Annotated in this window: 19 protein-coding genes; 10 read left to right on the top strand and 9 right to left on the bottom strand. The window is 69.6% G+C overall.

The annotated features are described in order from the left end of the window. Positions 1-74: 74 nt before the first annotated feature. Genes L3Q67_RS28840 through L3Q67_RS28825 form a run of 4 tightly spaced genes read left to right on the top strand, consistent with a single transcriptional unit; the run spans position 75 to position 5,113 of the window. Positions 75-545: a thioredoxin domain-containing protein gene (locus L3Q67_RS28840; protein WP_499184572.1), complete on the top strand. Its 471-nt coding sequence runs from the start codon at positions 75-77 to the stop codon at positions 543-545. Next, the gene (locus tag L3Q67_RS28835; RefSeq protein WP_499184571.1) at positions 542-2,089 is read left to right on the top strand and encodes a formate dehydrogenase beta subunit; all 1,548 of its coding nucleotides are present in this window, start codon (positions 542-544) and stop codon (positions 2,087-2,089) included. The genes L3Q67_RS28840 and L3Q67_RS28835 overlap by 4 nt, the downstream gene beginning before the upstream one ends. Then, the gene (gene fdhF, locus L3Q67_RS28830; RefSeq protein ID WP_499184570.1) at positions 2,086-4,902 is read left to right on the top strand and encodes a molybdopterin oxidoreductase family protein; all 2,817 of its coding nucleotides are present in this window, start codon (positions 2,086-2,088) and stop codon (positions 4,900-4,902) included. Before L3Q67_RS28835 ends, fdhF begins: the two co-directional genes overlap by 4 nt. Before the next feature lie 4 nt (positions 4,903-4,906). After that, positions 4,907-5,113: a formate dehydrogenase subunit delta gene (locus L3Q67_RS28825; protein WP_499184569.1), complete on the top strand. Its 207-nt coding sequence runs from the start codon at positions 4,907-4,909 to the stop codon at positions 5,111-5,113. Positions 5,114-5,194: 81 nt separating this feature from the next. Here the strand turns inward: L3Q67_RS28825 and L3Q67_RS28820 are convergent, their stop codons facing one another. Then, a complete protein-coding gene (locus tag L3Q67_RS28820) occupies positions 5,195-6,070 on the bottom strand; it encodes a DUF4394 domain-containing protein (protein WP_499184568.1) in 876 nt (291 codons plus the stop codon). 157 nt (positions 6,071-6,227) lie between these two features. Between L3Q67_RS28820 and L3Q67_RS28815 the strand changes: the two genes are divergently transcribed. Beyond that, complete coding sequence (locus tag L3Q67_RS28815) at positions 6,228-6,944, top strand: VOC family protein (RefSeq protein ID WP_499184567.1); 717 nt, start codon at positions 6,228-6,230, stop codon at positions 6,942-6,944. Here L3Q67_RS28815 and L3Q67_RS28810 read toward each other — a convergent pair. Then, the gene (locus tag L3Q67_RS28810) at positions 6,941-8,479 is read right to left on the bottom strand and encodes an aldehyde dehydrogenase family protein (protein ID WP_499184566.1); all 1,539 of its coding nucleotides are present in this window, start codon (positions 8,477-8,479) and stop codon (positions 6,941-6,943) included. The genes L3Q67_RS28815 and L3Q67_RS28810 overlap by 4 nt on opposite strands. A gap of 115 nt (positions 8,480-8,594) precedes the next feature. Between L3Q67_RS28810 and L3Q67_RS28805 the strand changes: the two genes are divergently transcribed. From L3Q67_RS28805 to L3Q67_RS28795, 3 genes are all read left to right on the top strand, one after another. Then, complete coding sequence (locus L3Q67_RS28805; RefSeq protein ID WP_499184565.1) at positions 8,595-9,935, top strand: MFS transporter; 1,341 nt, start codon at positions 8,595-8,597, stop codon at positions 9,933-9,935. A gap of 236 nt (positions 9,936-10,171) precedes the next feature. Then, the gene (locus tag L3Q67_RS28800) at positions 10,172-10,924 is read left to right on the top strand and encodes a GntR family transcriptional regulator (protein ID WP_499184564.1); all 753 of its coding nucleotides are present in this window, start codon (positions 10,172-10,174) and stop codon (positions 10,922-10,924) included. A 114-nt stretch (positions 10,925-11,038) separates the two neighbouring features. Next, a complete protein-coding gene (locus L3Q67_RS28795; protein WP_499184563.1) occupies positions 11,039-11,233 on the top strand; it encodes a hypothetical protein in 195 nt (64 codons plus the stop codon). A 7-nt stretch (positions 11,234-11,240) separates the two neighbouring features. Here the strand turns inward: L3Q67_RS28795 and L3Q67_RS28790 are convergent, their stop codons facing one another. From L3Q67_RS28790 to L3Q67_RS28760, 7 genes are all read right to left on the bottom strand, one after another. Next, positions 11,241-12,233, bottom strand: a complete 993-nt coding sequence (locus L3Q67_RS28790) for a TerC family protein (protein ID WP_499184562.1) — start codon at positions 12,231-12,233, stop codon at positions 11,241-11,243. Between the two features lie 15 nt (positions 12,234-12,248). After that, entirely contained in the window at positions 12,249-12,806 is a 558-nt protein-coding gene (locus tag L3Q67_RS28785) for a hypothetical protein (protein ID WP_499184561.1), read from the bottom strand. After that, a complete protein-coding gene (locus L3Q67_RS28780) occupies positions 12,806-14,320 on the bottom strand; it encodes an Nramp family divalent metal transporter (protein ID WP_499184560.1) in 1,515 nt (504 codons plus the stop codon). Before L3Q67_RS28780 ends, L3Q67_RS28785 begins: the two co-directional genes overlap by 1 nt. A gap of 83 nt (positions 14,321-14,403) precedes the next feature. Further along, the gene (locus L3Q67_RS28775) at positions 14,404-16,551 is read right to left on the bottom strand and encodes an acetate--CoA ligase family protein (protein WP_499184559.1); all 2,148 of its coding nucleotides are present in this window, start codon (positions 16,549-16,551) and stop codon (positions 14,404-14,406) included. A gap of 1 nt (position 16,552) precedes the next feature. Then, complete coding sequence (gene frc / locus L3Q67_RS28770; protein ID WP_499184558.1) at positions 16,553-17,782, bottom strand: formyl-CoA transferase; 1,230 nt, start codon at positions 17,780-17,782, stop codon at positions 16,553-16,555. Positions 17,783-17,794: 12 nt separating this feature from the next. Beyond that, entirely contained in the window at positions 17,795-19,531 is a 1,737-nt protein-coding gene (locus L3Q67_RS28765) for a thiamine pyrophosphate-binding protein (protein ID WP_499184557.1), read from the bottom strand. A 136-nt stretch (positions 19,532-19,667) separates the two neighbouring features. Next, complete coding sequence (locus L3Q67_RS28760) at positions 19,668-19,913, bottom strand: DUF6457 domain-containing protein (protein ID WP_499184556.1); 246 nt, start codon at positions 19,911-19,913, stop codon at positions 19,668-19,670. Between the two features lie 105 nt (positions 19,914-20,018). On the opposite strand from L3Q67_RS28760, the gene L3Q67_RS28755 reads away from it, so the two are divergent. Both L3Q67_RS28755 and fdhD read left to right on the top strand, forming a co-directional pair. Continuing rightward, positions 20,019-20,993, top strand: a complete 975-nt coding sequence (locus L3Q67_RS28755; protein ID WP_499184555.1) for a ketopantoate reductase family protein — start codon at positions 20,019-20,021, stop codon at positions 20,991-20,993. Then, positions 20,993-21,832 carry a formate dehydrogenase accessory sulfurtransferase FdhD gene (gene fdhD, locus L3Q67_RS28750; RefSeq protein ID WP_499184554.1) on the top strand — a complete coding sequence of 280 codons (840 nt, stop codon included), beginning with the start codon at positions 20,993-20,995 and terminating at the stop codon, positions 21,830-21,832. Before L3Q67_RS28755 ends, fdhD begins: the two co-directional genes overlap by 1 nt. Positions 21,833-21,900 lie beyond the last annotated feature (68 nt).

Genomic DNA, 21,900 nt, shown 5'->3' with positions numbered 1-21,900 from the left:
CCCCTTTCCCGGCACGGCCGAACTCGGTACCGTAGTGTATACCGTATGCAGCCAAGCCGGAGGGGAGCGGACCGATGAGCGACATGGCCGACCGCGCACGTGCCGTGGTCGACGCACACCGCGGTGACCGGGGCGCGCTGCTGCCGATCCTGCACGCGCTGCAGGCCGAATTCGGCTACCTCGACCAGGCACTGCTGCCCCTGGTGGCCAAGGAGCTGAACCTCTCCCGCGCCGACGTGCACGGGGTGATCAGCTTCTACACCGACTTCCGCACCGAACCGCCTGGCCGCACCGTGGTGAAGCTGTGCCGCGCGGAGGCCTGCCGGTCGGTCGGCGCGGAACGCCTTCTCGCCCACGCCGAACAGGTGCTGGGCAGCAAGCTCGGCCAGACCACGGCCGACGGCTCGGTGACCCTCGAGCAGGTCTTCTGCCTGGGCAACTGCGCGCTCGGCCCGGCCGCCCAGGTCGACGGGCGCCTGCACGGCAGGCTCGACGAGGCCGCACTGGACAGCATCATCGCCGAAGCGGAGGCGGGCAAAGCATGACCACCACGATCTACGTCCCCCGCGATTCCGCGGCCGTCTCGGTCGGCGCGGACGCCGTCGCCGACGCGATCGCGCGCCAGGCCGCAGCGGCGGGTGAGGACATCCGCCTGGTGCGCAACGGTTCCCGCGGCATGCTGTGGCTGGAACCGCTGGTCGAGGTGATCACCGACCGGGGCCGCGTCGGCTACGGGCCGGTCACCCCGGGCCGCGCGGGCGAAGTGCTCGCGGCGATCCTGGACGACGGCGAGCACGAGCTGAACCTCGGCCGCGTCGAGGACCTGCCGTGGATGAGCGGCCAGACGCGGCTCTGCTTCGCGCGGGTGGGCGTCACCGATCCGCTGTCCGCCGAGGACTACCTCACCCACGGCGGGATCGCCGGGCTGCGCCGGGCGCTCGAACAGGAGCCTGCCGCGGTGGTCGCCGCGGTGACCGAATCCGGCCTTCGCGGCCGCGGCGGCGCCGGGTTCCCCGCGGGCATCAAGTGGAAGACGGTGCTCGACGCCCCGGCGGAGCCGAAGTTCATCTGCTGCAACGCCGACGAAGGCGACAGCGGTACCTTCGCCGATCGCATGCTGATCGAGGGCGACCCGTTCTGCCTGATCGAAGGCATGACCATCGCCGCCTGCGCGACCGGCGCCACCGAAGGCTACGTCTACCTGCGGTCCGAGTACCCGGACGCGGTGCAGACCCTGCGCCAGGCCATCGAAATCGCCTACGCCCACGGGTGGCTCGGCGAGGACATCCTCGGCTCCGGCAGGCGGTTCGACCTGTTCGTGCGCGTCGGCGCGGGCGCCTACATCTGCGGTGAAGAGACCTCCATGCTGGAAAGCCTGGAGGGCAAGCGCGGCATGGTGCGCGCCAAACCGCCGATCCCGGCGATCACCGGGCTGTTCGGCAAGCCGACGGTGGTGAACAACGTGCTCACCCTCGCGTCGGTGCCGGTGATCCTGTCCGACGGCGCCGAGGCCTACGCCGCGCTGGGCCGCGAACGCTCGCGCGGTACGCAGGTGTTCCAGCTGGCGGGCAACATCGCCCGCGGCGGGGTGTTCGAGACGGCCTTCGGCATGTCGCTCGGCGAACTGATCAACGACTACGGCGGGGGCACCCGCTCGGGCAGGCCGGTGCGCGCGGTGCAGGTCGGCGGCCCGCTCGGCGCCTACCTCCCGGCCGACCAGTTGGACGTCCCCTTGGACTACGAGGCGTTCGCCGCGGTGAACGCGATGCTCGGCCACGGCGGCATCGTGGTCTTCGACGACACCGTCGACATGGCGTCGATGGCCCGGTTCGCGATGGAGTTCTGCGCGGAGGAGTCGTGCGGCAAGTGCACGCCCTGCCGGGTCGGCTCGGTGCGCGGGGTGGAGACCATCGACCGCATCGTCGCCGGTGAGGACCCCGACGCGAACCTGGCCCTGCTGGGCGATCTCTGTGACCTGATGACCGACGGATCGCTGTGCGCGATGGGCGGGCTCACGCCGAACCCGGTGCTCAGCGCCCTCCGCCACTTCCCGGACGACTTCACGGCGCGGCAGGAGAGCCAGTCATGACGCTGTACAAGGAACACGATCTCGGCACCCCGGCGATGCCGGGCCCGGCCACCGTCTCACTCGAGGTCGACGGCCATCCCGTGGCGGTGCCCGAAGGCACCTCGGTGATGCGCGCGGCGGCGCTGTCCGGCATCGACATCCCGAAGCTGTGCGCCACCGACAGCCTGGACGCCTTCGGCTCGTGCCGGCTGTGCCTGGTGGAGATCGACGGCCGCCGCGGCACCCCCGCTTCGTGCACCACGCCGGTCGCCGAGGGCATGAAGGTCCGCACGCAGACCCCGCGGGTGGAGAAGCTGCGGCAGGGCGTGATGGAGCTCTACATCTCCGACCACCCGCTCGACTGCCTGACCTGCTCGGCCAACGGCGACTGCGAACTGCAGGACATGTCCGGTGTGGTGGGCCTGCGCCAGGTCCGCTACGGCTACGAGGGCGAGAACCACCTCGACCTGGAGACCGACCACAGCAACCCCTACTTCGACTTCACCCCGTCCAAGTGCATCGCCTGCTCGCGCTGCGTGCGGGCCTGCGGCGAGGTCCAGGGCACCTTCGCGCTGACCATCGAAGGCCGCGGCTTCGATTCGAAGGTCGCCGCGAGCGCGGGCGAGCTGTTCATGGACTCCGAGTGCGTGTCCTGCGGTGCCTGCGTGCAGGCCTGCCCGACGGCCACGCTGGAGGAGAAGTCGGTGGTCGAGCTGGGCATGCCGACCCGCAGCGTGCTCACCACCTGCGCCTACTGCGGGGTCGGCTGCTCGTTCAAGGCCGAACTGCGTGGTGACGAACTGGTGCGCATGGTGCCGCACAAGGACGGCGGCGCCAACGAGGGCCACTCGTGCGTCAAGGGCCGGTTCGCCTTCGGCTACGCCACCCACCCGGACCGGGTGTACAAGCCGATGGTCCGGGAGAAGATCACCGACGAGTGGCGTGAAGTCGAATGGGACACCGCGATCACCTACGTGGCCGAGAAGATGCGCGAGGTGCAGGCCCGCCACGGCGTCGGCGCCATCGGTGGCATCACTTCTTCCCGCTGCACCAACGAAGAGGTGTACGTGGTGCAGAAGATGGTGCGTGCCGCGTTCGGCAACAACAACGTGGACACCTGTGCGCGGGTCTGCCACTCCCCCACCGGTTACGGGCTGAAGCAGACCTTCGGCACCTCGGCCGGTACGCAGGACTTCCGTTCGGTGGCGCGGTCCGACGTGATCGTGGTGATCGGCGCGAACCCGACCGACGGGCATCCGGTGTTCGCCTCGCGGATGAAGCGGCGGCTGCGTGAAGGCGCGAAGCTCGTGGTGATCGACCCGCGCCGGATCGATCTGGTGCGCTCGCCGCACGTCGAAGCCGCGCACCACCTGCAGCTGGCGCCGGGCACGAACGTCGCGGTGGTCAACGCGATGGCGCACGTGGTGGTCACCGAGGGACTGGTCGATCAGTCTTTTGTGGACGAGCGGTGCGAGGACTTCGACGACTGGGCGGAGTTCATCGCGCGCCCGGAGAACAGCCCGGAGGCCGTCGAAGAGATCACCGGTGTCCCGGCGGGCGAACTGCGGGCCGCGGCACGGCTCTACGCCACCGGTGGCAACGCCGCGATCTACTACGGACTGGGCGTCACCGAGCACAGCCAGGGCTCGACCATGGTGATGGGCATGGCGAACCTGGCCATGGCGACCGGCAACATCGGCCGCGAGGGCGTCGGGGTCAACCCGTTGCGCGGGCAGAACAACGTGCAGGGTTCGTGCGACATGGGTTCGTTCCCGCACGAGCTTTCCGGCTACCGTCACGTGTCCGACGACGCGGTGCGCGAGGTGTTCGAGACGCTGTGGGACCGCCCGCTGATGGCCCAGCCCGGCCTGCGCATCCCGAACATGTTCGACGCGGCGATCGACGGCACCTTCCGCGCCCTGTTCGTGCAGGGCGAGGACATCGCGCAGTCCGACCCGAACACCAAGCACGTCACGGCCGCGCTCGAAGCGCTGGACCTGCTGGTGGTGCAGGACCTGTTCCTCAACGAGACGGCGAAGTTCGCGCACGTGTTCCTGCCGGGCACCTCGTTCCTGGAGAAGGACGGCACGTTCACCAACGCCGAGCGCCGGATCAACCGGGTGCGCCCGGTGATGGCGCCGAAGACCGGCAAGCAGGAGTGGGAAATCGTCTGCGAGATCGCCGAGGCGATGGACTACCCGATGTCGTACGCGCGGACCAGCGAGATCATGGACGAGATCGCCGCGGTGACCCCGACCTTCGCCGGGGTGTCGTTCGAGAAGCTGGACAAGCTCGGCAGCGTGCAGTGGCCGTGCAACGACAAGGCCCCCGAAGGCACGCCGATCATGCACGTGGACGGGTTCGTGCGCGGCAAGGGCCGGTTCGTGCCGACCACGTTCGTGCCGACCGAGGAACGCAGCACGCGCAAGTTCCCGCTGATCCTGACCACCGGGCGGATCCTGAGCCAGTACAACGTGGGCGCGCAGACGCGGCGCACGAAGAACGTGGCCTGGCACCCGGAGGACCTGCTGGAGATCCACCCGCACGACGCCGAGGTCCGCGGCATCACCGACGGCGACGAGGTTTCGCTGGCCAGCCGGGTCGGCGAGACGAAGCTGCGGGCGGTGCTTTCGGACCGGATGCCGGTCGGCGTGGTCTACACCACCTTCCACCACCCGGTGACCGGGGCGAACGTGGTGACCACGGAGAACTCCGACTGGGCCACGAACTGCCCGGAGTACAAGGTGACCGCGGTGCAGGTGGCACTGCGCCAATCCGGCCAATCCGGCCAATCCAGCCAGTCCGGCCCCGTCGTCCCGGCGATGGCGGAGTAGGCGCGTGAGCGGCAACCCCCAGGTCCGCCTGGCCAACGAGATCGCCCTGCAGTTCCGCGGCCAGCCGGAGGACCGGGCCGCGGCCACCATCGCGCAGCACATCCGGCAGTTCTGGGACCCGCGGATGCGGACGGACCTGCTGGCCCAGGTCGCCGCCGATCCGTCCCTCGTGGACCCGATCATCCAGGCCGCCGTCCGCCTGCTGCGCTGACACCCCGCACAGGACACAAATGTGGCTTTCGGAGCGGAAAACGCCCCGAAAGCCACATTTGTGTCACCCGCCCCCGGGGAGCTAGTTGGTGTCCAGTGCTACGGCGATGTCCGTGATCAGCAAGGGGAAGATGCCGAGCGACTGGGCCGCGCCGGTGAGCGGGTCGAAGTCGTAGAGCATCGCGTCACCGGTCGAGCCGATCAGCGTGGCGAACCCCGAGTTCGACACGGTCTTGCCGCCCACCACGTCGCTGTAGATGTCCGCGCCGGCGTTCGTGGCGGCGGTGGTGCCGAGCGAGCCGGTCGGGGCCAGCAGGCCGTTGTTGGCCGGTGACTGCACGACCACCTGCGCGCTCAGGGTGTTGATGTCGAACAGCGTCGTGGCGGTGGTGGTGTTCAGGTCGTTGTTCGTGTACGCGGCCGCGGTCACCCCGGCGATCGCCGAGCCGCCGGGGGTGGCGCTCAGCGTCGAGTCCGAGATCGTGGTGCCGTCGTGCAGATTGTGCCGCAGGTTCTGCCCGACGTCGCTGATCACCCGCAGCCGGTCGGCGGCCGGGTTGAAGTCGACGCCGAAGGTGGTGCCGTGCAGCCCGGCGCTCAGCTGCGAAACCTTCGTCACCACCACGTCGGAGTTCCCGGTCGGCAGGGAGATCGTGTAGATGCCGCCGTAGTTGCCCACCGCGTAGAACTTGCCGTCCTGCACGCGGAAGTCGATGCCGATCACCGAGGTGTCGGTGATCAGGCCGCTCACCCGGCGCACCCAGTTGAGCTCGTCGGGTCTGTCCGTGGTGAACGTGGCCATCAACTTGCCGTCACTGGTGATCCCGTACGCCCGCAGCGACGGGGACATCGTCCCGCTGCCCGCCGCCGAACCGGGTCCGGCCAGTCCGACCGCGACCGCCGCCGCCGCGACCACCGCGGTCATCACCGCGACACCGCGCTTGATCCGTGCCTGCATCGGTTTCCCCTTCGCTCTCGGCGCCACGCTGCCTGCCGCCTGCCCACACCCTTCCCGAGCGCGCCGGGCGGTGTCTTCGTGAGAGGCGGTGAAAACCACGGCACGCGTGGGAAGATCGAATTGTCACTTCGGACAACCGGTACGGGGGTACCAGGCGATGACCTGCCGACTCGGCGCGCTCTGCTTCGACGCGAACGACCCGCGTGCGCTCGCGCGCTTCTGGGGCGGGCTCCTGGACTGGGAACGAACCGGAGACGGCCACACGCTCCTGCCGGTCGACGACACCGGTTTCCGGCTCCGGTTCTCCCCGTCCTCCCAGCGGAAGACCGGCCAGAACCACCTGCACTTCGACTTGACCAGCACGTCCCACGAAGACCAGCGGCGGACCGTGGCGAAAGCGCTCGGACTCGGCGCCCGGCACATCGACGTCGGCCAGCGCCCGGAAGAGGGTCACGTGGTGCTCGCCGACCCCGAAGGCAACGAGTTCTGCGTCATCGGGCCGGGCAATGACTTCCTCGCCGACTGCGGGTTCGTCGGCGCGGTCGCGGGTGAGGGCTCGCGGGAGACCGGTTACTTCTGGAGCGAAGCGCTGGGCTGGCCGCTGGTCTGGGACCAGGACGAGGAGACCGCGATCCGCTCACCCCACGGCGGCCCGAAGATCACCTGGGGTGGCCCGCCGCTGCCGCCGAAGAACGGCAAGAACCGCCTGCACTTCGATCTCGTACCCGGCGGCGGGCAGCGGGCGGAGGTCGACCGGCTCCTCGCCCTCGGCGCGAAGCGGGCCGACATCAGCCAGGGCGAGGTCAGCTGGGTGGTCATGGCCGATCCGGACGGCCACGAGTTCTGCGTGCTGACCCCGCCCGAGCCCGTCTAGGAATGCAGCGTGTAGTGCGGGAAGTTGCCCGGCGGCCGCTCCCCTTCCGGCCCGCGGGTGACCGAGCGCACCAGCAGTTCGCCACCGACGAACGCCCCGCGCCACGAAGCGCCCAGCCCGCCGAACAACTCCTCCCGGTCACCACGCGAACGCGGCCGGTTGATCCCGACCTTGAACGCGCGCACCTGCGCCGAGAGCCGTTGCGCGGTGCTTTCCTCGTCGCAGGACAGCGTGGCCACCAGCGCGCCGTTGCTGACGTTCATCGCCGCCAGCAGTTGCGCCTCGGTGTCCACCACTTCGATCGTGTCCACCGGCCCGAACGGTTCGGCGTGGAACAGCGGTGAAGACCGCGGCGGGTCCAGAATGGACACCGGCGCCAGGTAGGCCGAAGTGTCCTGCCCCGGCAGGAACCGCCCTTCGGTGACTTCACCGCGGTGCAGGGGTACCCCGCCGTTGCGCACGGCCTCCTCCACCTGGTCGGCCAGTTCCTTCGCCTTGCCCGCGTTGATCAGCGGCCCGAAGTCCAGCTCCGGCAACGGGTCCTCCGGCGACTCGACGGCCAGCGGGTGCCCGAACCGCACCGAGCGCACCGCGGGCAGGTAGACCGCGAGGAAGCGGTCGAACAGCTCGCGCTGCACCACGAACCGCGGATAGGCGGTGCACCGCTGCTTGGCGTAGTCGAAGGTCTTGCGGATCTGCCCGGCGAGGGTGTCCCAGTCGCCGTACTCCCACACGCCCCAGCAGTTCAGCCCTTCCTGTTCCAGCACGTGCCGCTTGCCGGGATCGGCCAGTGACGCGGCGATCCGGCCCCCCGCGTCGCGACCGCCCACAAAGGACACGCAGCCCAGGCGCGGGCCGCCGACCAGCGGGCCGGACAGTTCCGCGCCGCTGCCGCTGAGCAGGGTCAGCGGCAGGCCTTCGCGCACGGCCAGCGCGACCGCCATGGTCAGGCAGCACAGGCCGCCGTCGGTCGGCGTCTTGGCGATCACCGCGTTGCCCGAGAGCGCCTGCACCAGCATCGCGTGCATCAGCACGCTCATCGGGTAGTTCCAGCTGGCGATGTTGCTCACCGGGCCGTCCAGCGGCACCCGGTCCTCCAGCATCGGGCCGATCTCCTCGACGTACCAGCGGACCCCGTCGATGCACCGGTCCACATCGGCCATCGCCAGGCGCCACGGTTTGCCGATCTCCCAGACCAGCAGCAGGCCGAGCAGTTCGCGGTGCTCGGTCAGGGAGTCGAGCGCGGCCGAGACCCGCGCCTTGCGTTCGGCCAGCGGCACTTCGCGCCAGCGGACGTGGGCGTCGAGCGCGGCGTCCACCGCGCCCGCCGCGGTGCCGGCGTCCAAGCGCGGCGGGCCGTGGATGGCGCTGCCGTCGACCGGCGAGGTGGCGTCACCGGGCCTGCCGTCCCAGGTCCACCGCCCACCCCAGTGGTTCGCGACCCGTTCGGGGGAAAACGCCTCCGGGGCCAGGTCAGCGCACCGGCCGTAGGCGGCTGCCCAGCTGGTGCCCGGCTTGAGGGACAAACTTCCCATCAGTCCTCCTGGTTGGGATGTTGCCGCGAAGCAGGTGTGTGCTGCGTCTCATTACGTGTAGACTGTATGCAGTATGGAACATGTTGGCAACGCCCGTACCTGGTCGGAGGCGAAGATGAGCCCGTCTGGCGCACCCCAGCAAGTAGTCGGTTACCTGGGCCGCACCTATCAGGTCGGGCCCGCCGCCGAGCAGCTCACCGGGCGTTCGCGCGCCTGGGTCCTCGGCCCCGCGCTGGCCGCGATGGCCGCCATCGGCGTGCCCCAGTACGCCTTCGGCCTGCTCGTGCCGGGCCTGCTCGAGCGCGGCTGGACCATGGGCCAGGCCTTCGGGCTGCTCGCGCTCTGGACGGTCTTCCAGGCCGGTGCCGGTTTCCCGGCGGCCTATCTGCGCGAACGCGGCCGCATCGGCCCGCGCGCGGCCATGCTGACCGGCGCGGTGCTGGTGCCGCTCGGCCCGCTCTCGCTCGCCTTCGACTCCGGGATCCTGGGCCTGCTCGGCTATTCCGTGCTCAGCGGGACGGGCGCCGGGCTGGTCTACGCCACCTGCTCCTCCACGGTGGCGAAGTGGTTCCCGGAACGGTCGGCGGCGGCGACCAGCCTCGCCACCGGCGCCTTCGCCTGTGGCTGCGTGCCGTTCGTGATCGCTTTCGCCGTAGGCAGCAGCACTGGCTCCCTCTCCCCCGTGCTGATCGCCACCGCGGTGGTGCTCGGCGGAGTCATCGCCGCGTCCGCGCTGTTGTTCCGCGACCCGCCGGAGAACTGGTGGCCCCCGCACCTCGACCCGCGCGAATGGGCGCTGGACCGCCGCCTCAACCCGCGCCGCGCCGCCCGCCAGTACTCCTCCCGCGAAGCGCTGCGCACCGGCGCGCTACCGCTGATGTACGTGATCGTTTTCCTCGCCAGCGCGGTTTCCCTGCTCGACGTGGCCTTCCTCGCGGTGATGGCGATCGGCCACGACCTCGGGCTCACCGCGGCCGCGATCGGCACCTGCCTGCTGGTCGGCGTGAACGGCGTCGGCCGCTCGCTGGCCATCCGGATCTCCGCGGAAGCCGGGCGGGTGCGCACCATCCGCGCGGTGGTGGCGTTGCTGGGCGCCGGGCAGATCGTGCTCGCCGGAGCCGCGGCCTCCGGTTCGGTGGCCCTGCTGCTCATCGCGGCGATCGTGGCGGGCGCGGGCGGTGGCGCCTTCTACCCGCTGTTCGCCAGCCTGGCGCGGGAGTACTTCGGGGAGCGCTCCCAACTCGAAACGAACGCCGTCATCTACAGCGCGAAGGCGCTCGGTGGCGTGGCGGGTGTCGGCGCGGTGGCGCTGGTGGCCACCAGTTGGGGCTATACCTCGATCTTCCTCATCGCCGGCGCGCTCGCGCTCGGCGCGGCCGCGTTGTGCCGCCGCCTGCGGCAGCCGGGTTTGCTCAGCACGATTCCGGCTACCCGTTCCCCATTACCCGGAGTTTGACAATCGAAGGGGATGACCACACTCCGGCGGTCATGCGGCGGAAGGCCTCACCCCCTGCGTCCGGCGGTGAAGCGGGCGGGTGAAAGCCATGTCACACTGGAAACACCCGATGTGTGACTGCCTTCACCAAACCGGACAAAGATTCGCATTGTATGCTGTAGGCAGTCGACGAAAAACTACGGGGAGTCGCCGGAGCCACCGGTGCGGCCCCGCCGACCGAGCCTGGGAGAAACATCATGCAGCCGACGGAGTTGCCGACAAGCGTGGCGGCTCGCCGGATCGACCGGCCGGTGCCCCTGCGCGAGCGGGTGTACCAGTCGATGCAGGAGCTGATCATCTCCGGGCACCTCGCCGCAGGCCAGCACCTGGTCGAAAGCGAGCTGGCGGAGATGCTGGGCGTGTCCCGCCAGCCGGTCCGCGAAGCACTGCAGCTGCTGAACTCCGAGGGCTGGGTGGATCTGCGCCCCGGCTACGGCGCCTTCGTCCACGTGCCCACCGAGGCCGAGGCCGACGAGCTGCTGGTGGTCCGCGCCCTGCTGGAGACCGAATCCGCCCGCCTGGCGGCGATGCACGCGGACGCGGCCGGGGTGGCCCGGCTGCGCGAGCTGTGCCGCCAGGGTGAAGCCGCGGTCGCCGTCGACGACATCGAAGGCATGGTGGAGGCCAACGCCGCCCTGCACCGCTGCGTGACCGAGCTGTCCGGGAACCGCGTACTGCTCGACTTCGCCACCCAGGTCGACCGCCGGGTGCGCTGGTACTACACGCCGATCGCCCGGCAACGCGGCAAGCGGTCCTGGCAGGAGCACGCCAAGATGGTCGACGCCATCGAAAAGGGCGATGCCGACGCCGCCGCGCGGATCATGCGCGAGCACACCGAGCGCACCCGCAAGTCCTATTTGGACCAGCGAAAGTCCGACGCGAAGCCCGAGCAGCCGCCGGCACTGGTCCGCACCCGGCGCCGTCCCGGCACCGCGTCCGCGCGGCGGTAACCCCGCCCGGCGCACCAGCGAACAACAAGCCACACCCAGCACCGGGACGGGCCGATGACGGCCCGCCCCGGCGGGAAGAAACCTGGGTACCTCCGGAAAGAAGGTGGAACAGTCATGCGCACGATGAAGGAACTGCTCAAGGGTGTGCTCGGCGCTCCCCGCGGCTTCAACGCCGACGGCCGCGCGATGGGCCTCGGCCTGGCGACCGCGATGGAGGCCGCCCGCCGCGACCCCGGCACCGAGGTCGAACAGTACCTCCGCCGCGAGGCGAAGGGCACCAGCGGCGAGCGGCGTGCACCCGTCTCCTGAGCACCGCTCACGATGAGGTGGTGACCGGTGCGGCCTGCTCGGCCGCCTTGGCTGCCCTGATCCGGTCCGACCGGGTCTTGAGCAGGCTCACCACCGTGGTCAGGGCCAGCGTGCCCATGATCACCGACAACGACACCACGATGGGGATGGCCGGGGCCCAGGCGACCCCGTCGTGGTGCAACGCTTCGAGCACCAGCTTGACCCCGATGAACCCGAGGATCACCGCGAGGCCGTAGCTGAGGTAGACGAGCTTGTCCAGCAGTCCGCCGATCAGGAAGAACAGCTGGCGCAGGCCCATCAGCGCGAAGGCGTTCGCGGTGAACACCAGGTACGGCTCCTTGGTCAGGCCGAAGATGGCCGGGATGGAGTCGAGGGCGAACAGCAGGTCGGTGGTGCCGATCGCGACCATCACGATCAGCATCGGCGTCACCAGCCGCCGTCCGTCCACTTTGGTCACCAGCCGCGCGCCGTCGTAGTCCTCGGCCGTGGGCAGCACCCGCTTGGTCAGCCGCAGCACGGCGTTCTCCTTGAAGTCCTCCTCTTCCCCGTTGTGGCGCATCAGCTTCCAGGCGGTGAACACCAGGAACGCGCCGAAGACGTAGAACAGCCAGGCGAAGTTCTCCAGCGCCTGCGCGCCGACCGCGATGAACACCGCGCGCATCAGCAGCGCCAGCACGATGCCGACGAGCAGCACCTTCTGCCGGTAGAGCTTCGGCACCGCGAAGGTGCCCATGATGATCACGAAAACGAAGAGGTTGTCCACCGAGAGCGAGTACTCGGTGAGCCAGCCGGCGAAGAACTCGCCCCCGGCCTTCGGCCCGGCGAACGCCACCAGGCCGAGGCCGAACGCGCACGCCAGGCCGACGTAGAGCGCGACCCACCCGGTGCACTCGCGCAGCGAGGGATCACGGGGATTGCGGGCCACCAGCCAGAAGTCGAGCAGGATGACGGCGGCCAGCACGGCCACGGTCACGATCCACACCCAGGCGGGGAAGTCCATGGTCACCTTTCGTCGTCACCGGCGGTCGGCGCGTGCTTTGGCTTTCGCCTCCCGCCGTGCTTGCTTGGCGCTGTGCAGCAGCCGCGAATGGGCCGCGTACCGGTCATAGGCCACCGCGGCGTCGGGGTTGCGCACCGCGATCTTGGCCAGCCACTGCGGTGCGATGCGCTCGTGCATCCAGAGGAACCCGATGGCGAACCCGGCGCTGATGATCGCCTGGAAGGCCAGGAAGCCGAGCAGGTCTTCGGGTACGCCCGGCTCGCCGAGGATCACGTAGCGCGCGGCCACCTCCTGCACCAGCCTGCCCAGCGGGAACCCCACCAGCCAGAGGAGCGCGGCCGGGGCGAAGGTGCCCGGCCGGACCACCCCGTGGACCATCAGCAGGCTGTACAGCCCGCCGACGAGCCCCAGCGGCAGCGCGAGCCCCACCGCGGAGGTCATCGCCCAGCCGAGGGGCTGACCGGCGATCGCGGTCAGTCCCCCCGCCACCACGCCGGCCAGCGCGCCCACGGCGAACCCGGGCAGGGCCAGCTCACCGGTACGGCGGATCCGCCCGGTGTCCACCGCGCCCATCAGTCCAGCACCACGCCGAAGCGGATGAGGCTGTAGAACAGCATGCCGAGGTAGAACACCGCGCCGAAGCCGATCACCAGGTTCGTCCACAGCTTCGGGCGGATCGGTTTCGGCAGCAGCTTGTTGTTCACCAGCAGCAGCACGACGCAGTAGGCGCCCATCGAGAACGCCGACAGGAACGCCAGCACGTCCAGGATCTGGCTCGGTCCGTCGGCCGGGCCGAAGAGCAGGATGCCGATGCCGAACAGGATCAGGCCCCACAGGAACCCCGCGTAGAGGTGCGACATCTTCAGTTTCTTCGCGCCGGGCACGAAGAAGTAGGTCATGTCCGCCTGACCGCGGGAGAACGAGTCGAACAGGCCCAGCGTGGCGTTCATCCCGATCAGCGCGATGAAGCTGAGGAACACCGTGCCGAGCACCGGGCCGCCGACCGTGGAGAAGGTGTTCGACATCGCGCTCAGCGCCGCCTCGCGCTCACCGGACTCGATCAGTGCCTTGACGTCCGGGCTGTTGCGGTCCGCGGCCCTGGCGAGCACGGTGAACGAGATCGTCACCAGCATCGTCACGCCCCAGAACAACAGCAGCGCGTCGAAGGTGACCCACCGTCGCCAGCCCTTCCACTTGCGCATCTCCTCCGGGTCGGAGGTGTCGAACATGTAGCCGCGCGAGGGCATCTGCTCCTCGTTGCCGGCGTGGCGCAGGCCGCGGATCTTGGGGATGTGGCTGCCCATGCCGGCTCCGCTGTCGCGCAGGTGCAGCGTGTACCACATCTGCTGCATGCCCGACGGCCCGGCGAAGGCGATCGAGCCCACCACGATCGGGAACCAGGTCGAGGACATCGCCTCCTGCGGGAAGTAGCCGAAGGCGAACATGCCCGACAGCGTGCTGGTCACGTCGCTCCAGTTGCCGACCATCGAGGCCACCACCGCGGTGCCGACCACCAGCAGCCCGATCATCACCGACAGCAGGTTCTCGAGCAGGTTGTAGATCACCTTGGCCAGGCTGAAGATGATCCCGACCAGGATCAGGCCCACGCAGGCGGCCACGACCCAGGGTATGCCGGTGATCTCCTCCAGTGCCGCCGCTCCCGCCGACACGTGCCCTGGCCAGATGTAGACCAGGATCGCCGTGACGAAGAAAAACCACATCAGCGGTTTGAAGATGCGCGCGGCGCCGGTGAAGATGCTCTCCCCGGTCGCCATCGCGTACCGCGCCATCTCCAGCATCACGATGGCCTGCAGCGTCACGCCGATCAGGAACAGCCACCGGATGTCCGGCCCGAACACCAGCACCAGCCTGGGCCACATGTAGGACTCGCCCATGCCGACACCCAGCGCCACCAGGAACACCGTCGGTCCGAGGATGTGGATCGAAGGTGGTGCCTCGGGCAGCGGGCGGATCGGCATCGGCTCGAGGCCGCCCGCCTTCCAGACCCGTTCCTCCCCGGCCGCGGGTGGAGCCCCGGCCTCACCGCTCGCCGATCCCGGGATCGGGACTTTCGAAGAATCCACCATTGGCCTCTCCGTTTCACCGCGTTGTAGTCAGCCGCACTTCTTTTCGCTCGAGTGGAAAACCCCCTCCCGGCCGCGCCCGCGGATCAGGCCGGGCGGAGCAGCCCCGCCGACCGCGCCCACCGGTACTTCGCGCCGAGCACCTCGACCGGGCGCTCGGTGGTGTAGGGGTAGGCGACGATGCCGTGGTCGAACAGGTATTCGCAGGCTTGCTCGACTTCGGTGTCCCCCGCCAGCGAGGCGACCACCGGCTTGTCGATGCCCTGGTCCCTGGCTTCCTGCACGACCTTGGCGATCAGTTCGGCGAAGACCATCGGCGGGGTGACGATGGTGTGCCAGTAACCGAGGATCAGCGCGTGGATGCGCTCGTCGGTCAGGCCGAGGCGGACCGTGGCCTCATAGGTCGACGGTGGCTCGCCGCCGGTGATGTCGATCGGGTTGCCCGCCGCGCCGAAGGGCGGGATGAACTTGCGGAAGGACTCGTCCAGATCGGGAGGAATGTCCATCAAGGACAGTCCGGCTTCGACACAGGCGTCGGAGAGCAGCACGCCGGACCCGCCCGCCCCGGTGATGATCACCACGTTCTCGCCCTGGGGCGTGGGCAGCAACGGCAGGCCGCGGGCGTATTCGAGCATCTCGTTCAGCCCCGGCGCGCGCACCACCCCGGCCTGGCGGAGGATGTCGTCGTAGACCTTGTCGTCACCGGCCAGCGCGCCGGTGTGCGAACTGGCCGCCCGCGCGCCGAGCGCGGTCCGCCCGGCCTTGAGCACCACCACCGGCTTCTTCTTGGTGATCCGGCGCGCGGCGTCGACGAACGCCCTGCCGTCCTTGAGGTCTTCGAGGTGCATCGCCACGCACGTGGTGTTGTCGTCGTGCTCGAAAAAGGTCAGCAGGTCGTCTTCGTCCACATCGGACTTGTTGCCCAGGCCGACGATCGCCGAGACGCCCATCTTCGTGGTCCGGCTGAAACCGAGGATGGCCATGCCGATCCCGCCGCTCTGCGAGGTCAGCGCGACCCCGCCGCGCACGTCGTACGGCGTGCAGAAGGTGGCGCAGAGGTTGCTCGGCGTGTAGTAGTAGCCGTAGATGTTCGGCCCGAGCAGGCGGATGCCGTGCCGCCGGGCCACTTCGACCACCTGGTCCTGCAGTTCGACGTTGCCGGTCTCGGCGAAGCCGGACGGGATCAGCACCGCGGCCGAGACGCCCTTGGCACCGCACTCCTCCAGCGCGCCCGGCACGAACTTCGCCGGGATGGCGAACACCGCGACGTCGATCTCGCCGGGCACGTCGCCGATCGCCTGGTAGGCCTTACGCCCTTCGACCTCGTCGGACTTCGGGTTGACCGGGTAGATCTCGCCGGCGTACCCGCCGCCGATCAGGTTGCGCATCACCGAGTTGCCGATCTTGCCGGCCTCGTTCGACGCGCCGATCACCGCGATCCCGGCCGGGTTCATCAGCTTGGTCATCACGCGCAGGATCTCTTCCGGCTCGTGCCGGACCGGCGCGGCGACCTCCTCGGTCGCCACCAGGATGCGGACGTCGGCCGCGGTGGCCCCGTCCTTGGTGGCGAACACCGGGTTCAGGTCCACTTCGGCGATCTCCGGGAAGTCGGTGACCAGCGCGGAAACCCGCTCGACCACCGCGGACAGCGCGTCGGCGTCCACCGGGTCCGCGCCACGCACCCCGCGCAGCACCTCGGCCGCCTCGATACCGTCCAACATGGACCTGGCTTCGGCCGCGTCGATCGGCGCGAGCCGGAAGGTGATGTCCTTGAGCACCTCGACCAGCACGCCGCCGAGGCCGAACGCGACCACCTTGCCGAAGGTCGGGTCGGTGGTCGCGCCGACGATCACCTCCTGGCCACCGGCGAGCATCTGCTGCACCTGGATACCGGCGATCTCCGCGGAGGCGTCGTAGGCCTTGGCGTTGGCCAGGATCTTCCGGTACCCCTCGCGCACCTCGTCGGCGCTGTCGACCCCGACCAGCACCCCGCCGGCGTCGGTCTTGTGCAGGATGTCCGGCGAGACGATCTTCAGCGCCACCGGGAATCCGAGGTCCGCGGCCAGTTTCGCCGCTTCCTCTTCGGTGGTGGCCAGCCCTTCGCCGGGCGTCGGGATGCCGTAGGCCTCGCAGATCCGCCTGCCCTCCGGGGCGGTCAGCGCGGCCCGCCCTTCCGCGCGGACCTTGTCGAGTACTTCCCGCACCACGGCGGTGTCCGCGTTGGTCTCCGGCACCTCAGATCACTCCGTTCGACTGAAGCTCCGCGAGTTCGGCCGCGTCCACGCCGAGCTCGTCGCTGAAGATTTCCTGGTTGTGCTCACCGAGCAGCGGTGAGCGCTCGACGTCGACCGGGGAGTCGGACAGCTTGATCGGGCAGCCGACCGTGGTGAACTCCCCGCGCTGCGGGTGCTCGACGCGCACCACCATGTCGTTGTCGGCCAGCGAGGTGTCCTCGATCAGCTCCTTGGTGGACATGATCGGTCCACAGGGGACGTTGTGCGCGTTGAGCTTCGCGAGCACCTCCCACTTGCTGTGGTTGATCGTCCACTCCTCGATCAGCTGGAACATCTTGTCCAGCTTCGGCAGCCGGGCCTCCGGGGTGGCCCATTCGGGGTCCTCGGCCAGTTCCGGGCGGCCGATCAGCTTCGCGATGGGCTCCCAGCCGACCGGCTGCACGATCACGTAGACGTAGTCGTTCGGCCCGCCGGGCGCGCACCGCACCGCCCAGCCCGGCTGCCCGCCGCCGGAGGCGTTGCCCGACCGCGGCACCTCGTCGCCGAAGTTCTCGTTCGGGTACTCCGCCAGCGGCCCGTGGCTCAGGCGCTGCTGGTCGCGCAGCTTGACGCGGCACAGGTTCAGCACGGCGTGCTGCATGGCCACGGTGACCCGCTGCCCGCGCCCGGTGTGCTCACGCTGGTAGAGCGCGGCGAGGATGCCGGCCACGGTGTGGATGCCGGTGCCCGAGTCGCCGATCTGCGCGCCGGTCGCCAGCGGCGAGCCGTCCTCGAAACCGGTGGTGCTCATCGAGCCGCCCATCGCCTGCGCGACCACTTCGTAGGCCTTGAAGTGCTTGTACGGTCCTTCCCCGAAACCCTTGATCGAGGCGTAGACCAGCCGCGGGTTCAGTTCCTGCAGCCGGTCCCAGCCGTAGCCCATCCGCTCGATGGTGCCCGGGCCGAAGTTCTCCACCAGGATGTCGAAGCGGGGCACCATCTCGGTGAACAGTTCCTTGCCCCGTTCGCTCTTCATGTTGAGCGTGATGCTGCGCTTGTTGCTGTTCAGCATGGTGAAGTAGAGACTGTCCACATCGGGCAGATCACGCAGCTGCTTGCGGGTGATGTCACCGGAGGGCGCCTCCAGCTTCACCACGTCCGCGCCGAGCCACGCCAGGATCTGGGTGCACGACGGCCCGGACTGCACGTGGGTCATGTCGAGCACGCGAATGCCCGCCAACGCCTTGGTCATCTCCGCACTCCCCTACTTGTACATGGTCTGGTTCATCGTTCCCGGCGCGTAGACGTCGGGGTCGACCCAGACGTTGATCAGCGACGGCTTGCCGGACTCCCTGGCGCGCTCGAGCGCCGGCCGGATGTCCGCGGGGTCGCGGACCTCTTCGCCGTAGCCGCCGAGCATCCGGGCGAACTCGTCGTAGCGGACGTCGCCGAGGGTGTTGCCGATGCGCCCGCGTGGTTCGCCGTACTTCTGGATCTGGCCGTAGCGGATCTGGTTCATCGACGAGTTGTTGCCGACGATGCCGACGAACGGCAGGTCGAACCGGACCATCGTCTCGAAGTCCCAGCCGGTCAGGCTGAACGCGCCGTCGCCGAAGAGGCAGACCACTTCGGACTCCGGTCGGGCGTACTTCGCCGCCATCGCGAACGGCACACCGACCCCGAGTGTCCCTAGTGGACCGGGGTCCATCCAGTGGCCCGGCGACTTGGGCTGCACCACCTGCCCGGAGAAGGTGACGATGTCGCCGCCGTCACCGATGTAGATGGAGTCCTCGGTGAGGAACTCGTTGATCTCGTGCACCAGGCGGTACGGGTCGATCGGGTCGCGCTCGGAGAGCTGGCGCGGCAGGCGCTTCTGGTACGCCTCGTTCTCCACCGCGCGCAGTTCCTCCAGCCACGCCTTGCGCTTGACCGCGCCGTTGCTGATCCGTCCCGAGGAGGCCGCGGTGACCGCGGTCAGCACCAGCCCGGCGTCACCGACGATGCCGAGGTCCACGTCGCGGTTCTTGCCGACGGTGCGGTAGTCCAGGTCGACCTGCACCACGGTCGCCTCGTGGGAAAGCCTGCGCCCGTAACCCATCCGGAAGTCGAACGGGGTGCCGACGATGATGATCAGGTCGGCGTTGTTGAACGCGTAGCGCCGCGAGAGCTGGAAGTGGTGGGGGTCGCCGGGCGGTAGCGTGCCGCGCCCGGAGCCGTTCATGTAGGCGGGCACGTTGAGCCGCCGCGCGAACTCGGTGGCCGCCTCGGTGGCCCGGCAGGTCCACACCTGGCTGCCCAGCAGCACACACGGTTTTTCGGCGTGCGCCAGCAGGTCCGCGAGTTTCTCGATGGCCACCGGGTCACCGGCGGACCGGGTGGAGGCGCGGTAGTGCCCGGCTTCGGGCACACGGGCCTTCTCCACCGGGACCTTCGCGTCGAGCACGTCGCGCGGGATCTCCAGGAAGGCGGGCCCCGGCGCGCCGTGGAAGCATTCGCGGAAGGCCATCGAGACGATGTCCGCCACGCGTTCGGTCGCCGGTACCGTGGCGGCGAACTTGGTGATCGGCGTCATCATGTCCACGTGCGGGAGGTCCTGCAGGGACCCCATCTTGTGCTGGGACAACGCACCCTGGCCGCCGATCAGCAGCATCGGGCTCTCCGCGCGCAGCGCGTTCGCCACGCCGGTGACCGCGTCGGTGGTGCCCGGCCCGGCGGTGACCACCGCGCAGCCCGGCTTGCCGGTGATCCGGGCGTACCCGTCGGCCGCGTGGGCCGCGACCTGCTCGTGCCGGACGTCGACCACGTCGATGCCCTCGTCCACGCACCCGTCGTAGATGTCGATGATGTGCCCGCCGCAGAGGGTGAAGACCACGTCCACGCCCTCGGCCTTGAGTGCCTTCGCCACGAGGTGGCCGCCGGAGATCAGCTCGGGCGTTTCCGTGCGCGCCGGCTCACTGACCCCTGCGGCGCTCTCCGGCACTGTCTGGACCGTCTGCGCCATCTGCCTCGTCACTCCTCACTCGGTCGTACTGCCTTACCCGCTCGCGGTGTTCCGCATACTGCATACCGTATGAATCCATATCGTGGACCCCGGCGTTGATCGTGTCCACCCCCAATCGCCGGGCGGACGCTGATCTTCAGTCGCGCCAATCGATCCGTGGCCAGTGATCGGCCAGGCGGTGCACGCGCGCCACCGCCTCGCCCGCCGGAACGCCCCGCCCGACCGCCACGCCGAGCAGGAAAGCGGTGATCGGTGCCGCGGGCCGGGCGACCGCCGCGGCGGACTCCCTGGCCACCTTCAGCACCACCGCGCGTTCGCAGTCCCGGGCATCCAGGCCGAGTTCGGCGCACACCGCCGCGGTCCATTCGCTGAGCATGTTCATTCGCGCGCACCCCGTTTTCCGGACCTGCTCCATCGGCGGCGAACACATTGACGAGATGTACCCATACCGTATACTGCATACAATCCTCACACAAGGAGTGACGCCGTGAAAGTCGCAGTTCTCGGCGCCGGCGCCATCGGCGCGTATGTCGGTGCCCATCTCAGCCGGGCGGGGGCCGAGGTCCACCTCGTGGCCCGGGGCCCCCACCTCGAAGCAATGAAGAACGCAGGCGTCCGCGTGCTCAGCGCACGCGGAGACTTCGTGGCGCGGCCACGGGTCACCGACGATCCGGGCAGCATCGGCCCGGTCGACCACGTGTTCCTCGGCCTCAAGGCCAACGGTTACGCCGCGGCTGGGCCGATGGTGAAGCCCCTGCTGCACCCGGAGACGACCCTGATCGCCGCGCAGAACGGCATCCCGTGGTGGTACTTCCACAAACTGCCCGGCGCGTACGAGGGTTACCGCATCCGCAGCGTCGACCCGGACGGCGCGGTCACCGCCGCGCTGCCGGTCGAGCGCGCCATCGGCTGCGTGGTCTACGCGGCCACCGAGATCACCGCGCCCGGGGTGATCACCCACCTCGAAGGCACCCGGTTCTCCATCGGCGAACCCGACGGCTCGATCTCGGACCGGTGCTCGGAGTTCTCCGCGGCGATGATCGCCGGCGGGCTGAAGTGCCCGGTGGAGGCGGATCTGCGTCGCGACATCTGGCTCAAGCTGATGGGCAACATCGCCTTCAACCCGATCAGCGCGCTGGCGCGGGCGACCATGGCGGGCATCTGCCGCCACCTCGGCACGCGTGAGCTGGTGGTGCAGATGATGCGGGAGACCCTCGCGGTGGCCACCGCGCTCGGGGCGAACCCGGACATCTCCATCGAACGACGGCTGGCCGGTGCCGAACGCGCCGGTGAGCACAAGACCTCCACCCTCCAGGACCTGGAGAAGGGGAAGCCGCTGGAGCTGGACGTGCTGTTGCAGGCGGTGGTGGAACTGGCCGAGCTGACCGGGGTCGAGGTGCCGACGGTGCGCGCGGTGTGCGCCCTGGCGGACCTGCTCAACCACCAGCTGGTGTCGGCCTGATGGGCCGGGTGACCGCGCGGCGCCGGGTCCTGCGGGTTTCCCCCGCCGGGCACGCGCACCGCGCGGACACCCTGGCCGCCGAGGAACCGCTCGAAGTGCGGGTCGGCGGCCGTCCGCTGTCGGTGACCATGCGCACCCCGGGCCACGACTTCGACCTCGCGGCCGGTTTCCTGGTGAGCGAGGGTGTGGTGGGCGCGGCGGGTGAGATCACCGGCATCGCCTACTGCGCGGGCGCGACTTCGGACGGGTCGAACACCTACAACGTGCTGGACGTCCGGCTGGCGCCTTCGGTCCGGTTGCCGGAATTCTCGCTGGACCGCAACGTGTACATGTCGTCGTCGTGCGGCGTGTGCGGCAAGGCGAGCCTGGACACGGTCCGCACCGAAGCACGCTGGTCGGTCCGGGACGACCCGCTCGAACTGGACCCGGCCGTCCTGTCCGTCCTGCCGGACACCCTGCGCGCCGCGCAACGCGTCTTCGACCGCACCGGCGGCTTGCACGCCGCCGGACTGTTCACTGTGGACGGTTCACTGCGGTGCCTGCGCGAGGACGTGGGACGGCACAACGCGGTGGACAAGGTCGTCGGCTGGGCCCTGCGCGAAGGCCTGCTGCCACTGCGCTCGTCGATCCTGCTCGTCTCCGGGCGGGCCTCGTTCGAACTGGTGCAGAAGGCCGTCATGGCGGGCATCCCCGCGCTGGCGGCCGTCTCCGCCCCCTCCTCACTGGCCGCCGACCTCGCCGACGAAACCGGCCTCACCCTCATCGGCTTCCTACGCGGGGACACCATGAACGCCTACACCGCCACCCACCGCCTCACCCCTCCCCCGCCGGTGCCGTGAATGTGGCTTTCACGGCGGAATCGGCCGTGAAAGCCACATTCACGGCACCACAGAAGTCCCCAGGACGG

This window comes from Saccharothrix sp. AJ9571, from assembly GCF_021725495.1.
GTDB lineage: Bacteria > Actinomycetota > Actinomycetes > Mycobacteriales > Pseudonocardiaceae > Amycolatopsis > Amycolatopsis magusensis.
This window is presented reverse-complemented; position numbering and strand designations above follow the sequence as displayed.

What these genes read in the sequence shown, in the direction of transcription:
- L3Q67_RS28840 (WP_499184572.1), top strand. Translation starts at nt 75, where the DNA reads ATGAGCGACATGGCCGACCGCGCACGTGCCGTGGTCGACGCACACCGC.
- L3Q67_RS28835 (WP_499184571.1), top strand. Translation starts at nt 542, where the DNA reads ATGACCACCACGATCTACGTCCCCCGCGATTCCGCGGCCGTCTCGGTC.
- fdhF (WP_499184570.1), top strand. Translation starts at nt 2,086, where the DNA reads ATGACGCTGTACAAGGAACACGATCTCGGCACCCCGGCGATGCCGGGC.
- L3Q67_RS28820 (WP_499184568.1), bottom strand. Translation starts at nt 6,070, where the DNA reads ATGCAGGCACGGATCAAGCGCGGTGTCGCGGTGATGACCGCGGTGGTC.
- L3Q67_RS28815 (WP_499184567.1), top strand. Translation starts at nt 6,228, where the DNA reads ATGACCTGCCGACTCGGCGCGCTCTGCTTCGACGCGAACGACCCGCGT.
- L3Q67_RS28810 (WP_499184566.1), bottom strand. Translation starts at nt 8,479, where the DNA reads ATGGGAAGTTTGTCCCTCAAGCCGGGCACCAGCTGGGCAGCCGCCTAC.
- L3Q67_RS28805 (WP_499184565.1), top strand. Translation starts at nt 8,595, where the DNA reads ATGAGCCCGTCTGGCGCACCCCAGCAAGTAGTCGGTTACCTGGGCCGC.
- L3Q67_RS28800 (WP_499184564.1), top strand. Translation starts at nt 10,172, where the DNA reads ATGCAGCCGACGGAGTTGCCGACAAGCGTGGCGGCTCGCCGGATCGAC.
- L3Q67_RS28795 (WP_499184563.1), top strand. Translation starts at nt 11,039, where the DNA reads ATGCGCACGATGAAGGAACTGCTCAAGGGTGTGCTCGGCGCTCCCCGC.
- L3Q67_RS28790 (WP_499184562.1), bottom strand. Translation starts at nt 12,233, where the DNA reads ATGGACTTCCCCGCCTGGGTGTGGATCGTGACCGTGGCCGTGCTGGCC.
- L3Q67_RS28785 (WP_499184561.1), bottom strand. Translation starts at nt 12,806, where the DNA reads ATGGGCGCGGTGGACACCGGGCGGATCCGCCGTACCGGTGAGCTGGCC.
- L3Q67_RS28780 (WP_499184560.1), bottom strand. Translation starts at nt 14,320, where the DNA reads ATGGTGGATTCTTCGAAAGTCCCGATCCCGGGATCGGCGAGCGGTGAG.
- frc (WP_499184558.1), bottom strand. Translation starts at nt 17,782, where the DNA reads ATGACCAAGGCGTTGGCGGGCATTCGCGTGCTCGACATGACCCACGTG.
- L3Q67_RS28765 (WP_499184557.1), bottom strand. Translation starts at nt 19,531, where the DNA reads ATGGCGCAGACGGTCCAGACAGTGCCGGAGAGCGCCGCAGGGGTCAGT.
- L3Q67_RS28760 (WP_499184556.1), bottom strand. Translation starts at nt 19,913, where the DNA reads ATGAACATGCTCAGCGAATGGACCGCGGCGGTGTGCGCCGAACTCGGC.
- fdhD (WP_499184554.1), top strand. Translation starts at nt 20,993, where the DNA reads ATGGGCCGGGTGACCGCGCGGCGCCGGGTCCTGCGGGTTTCCCCCGCC.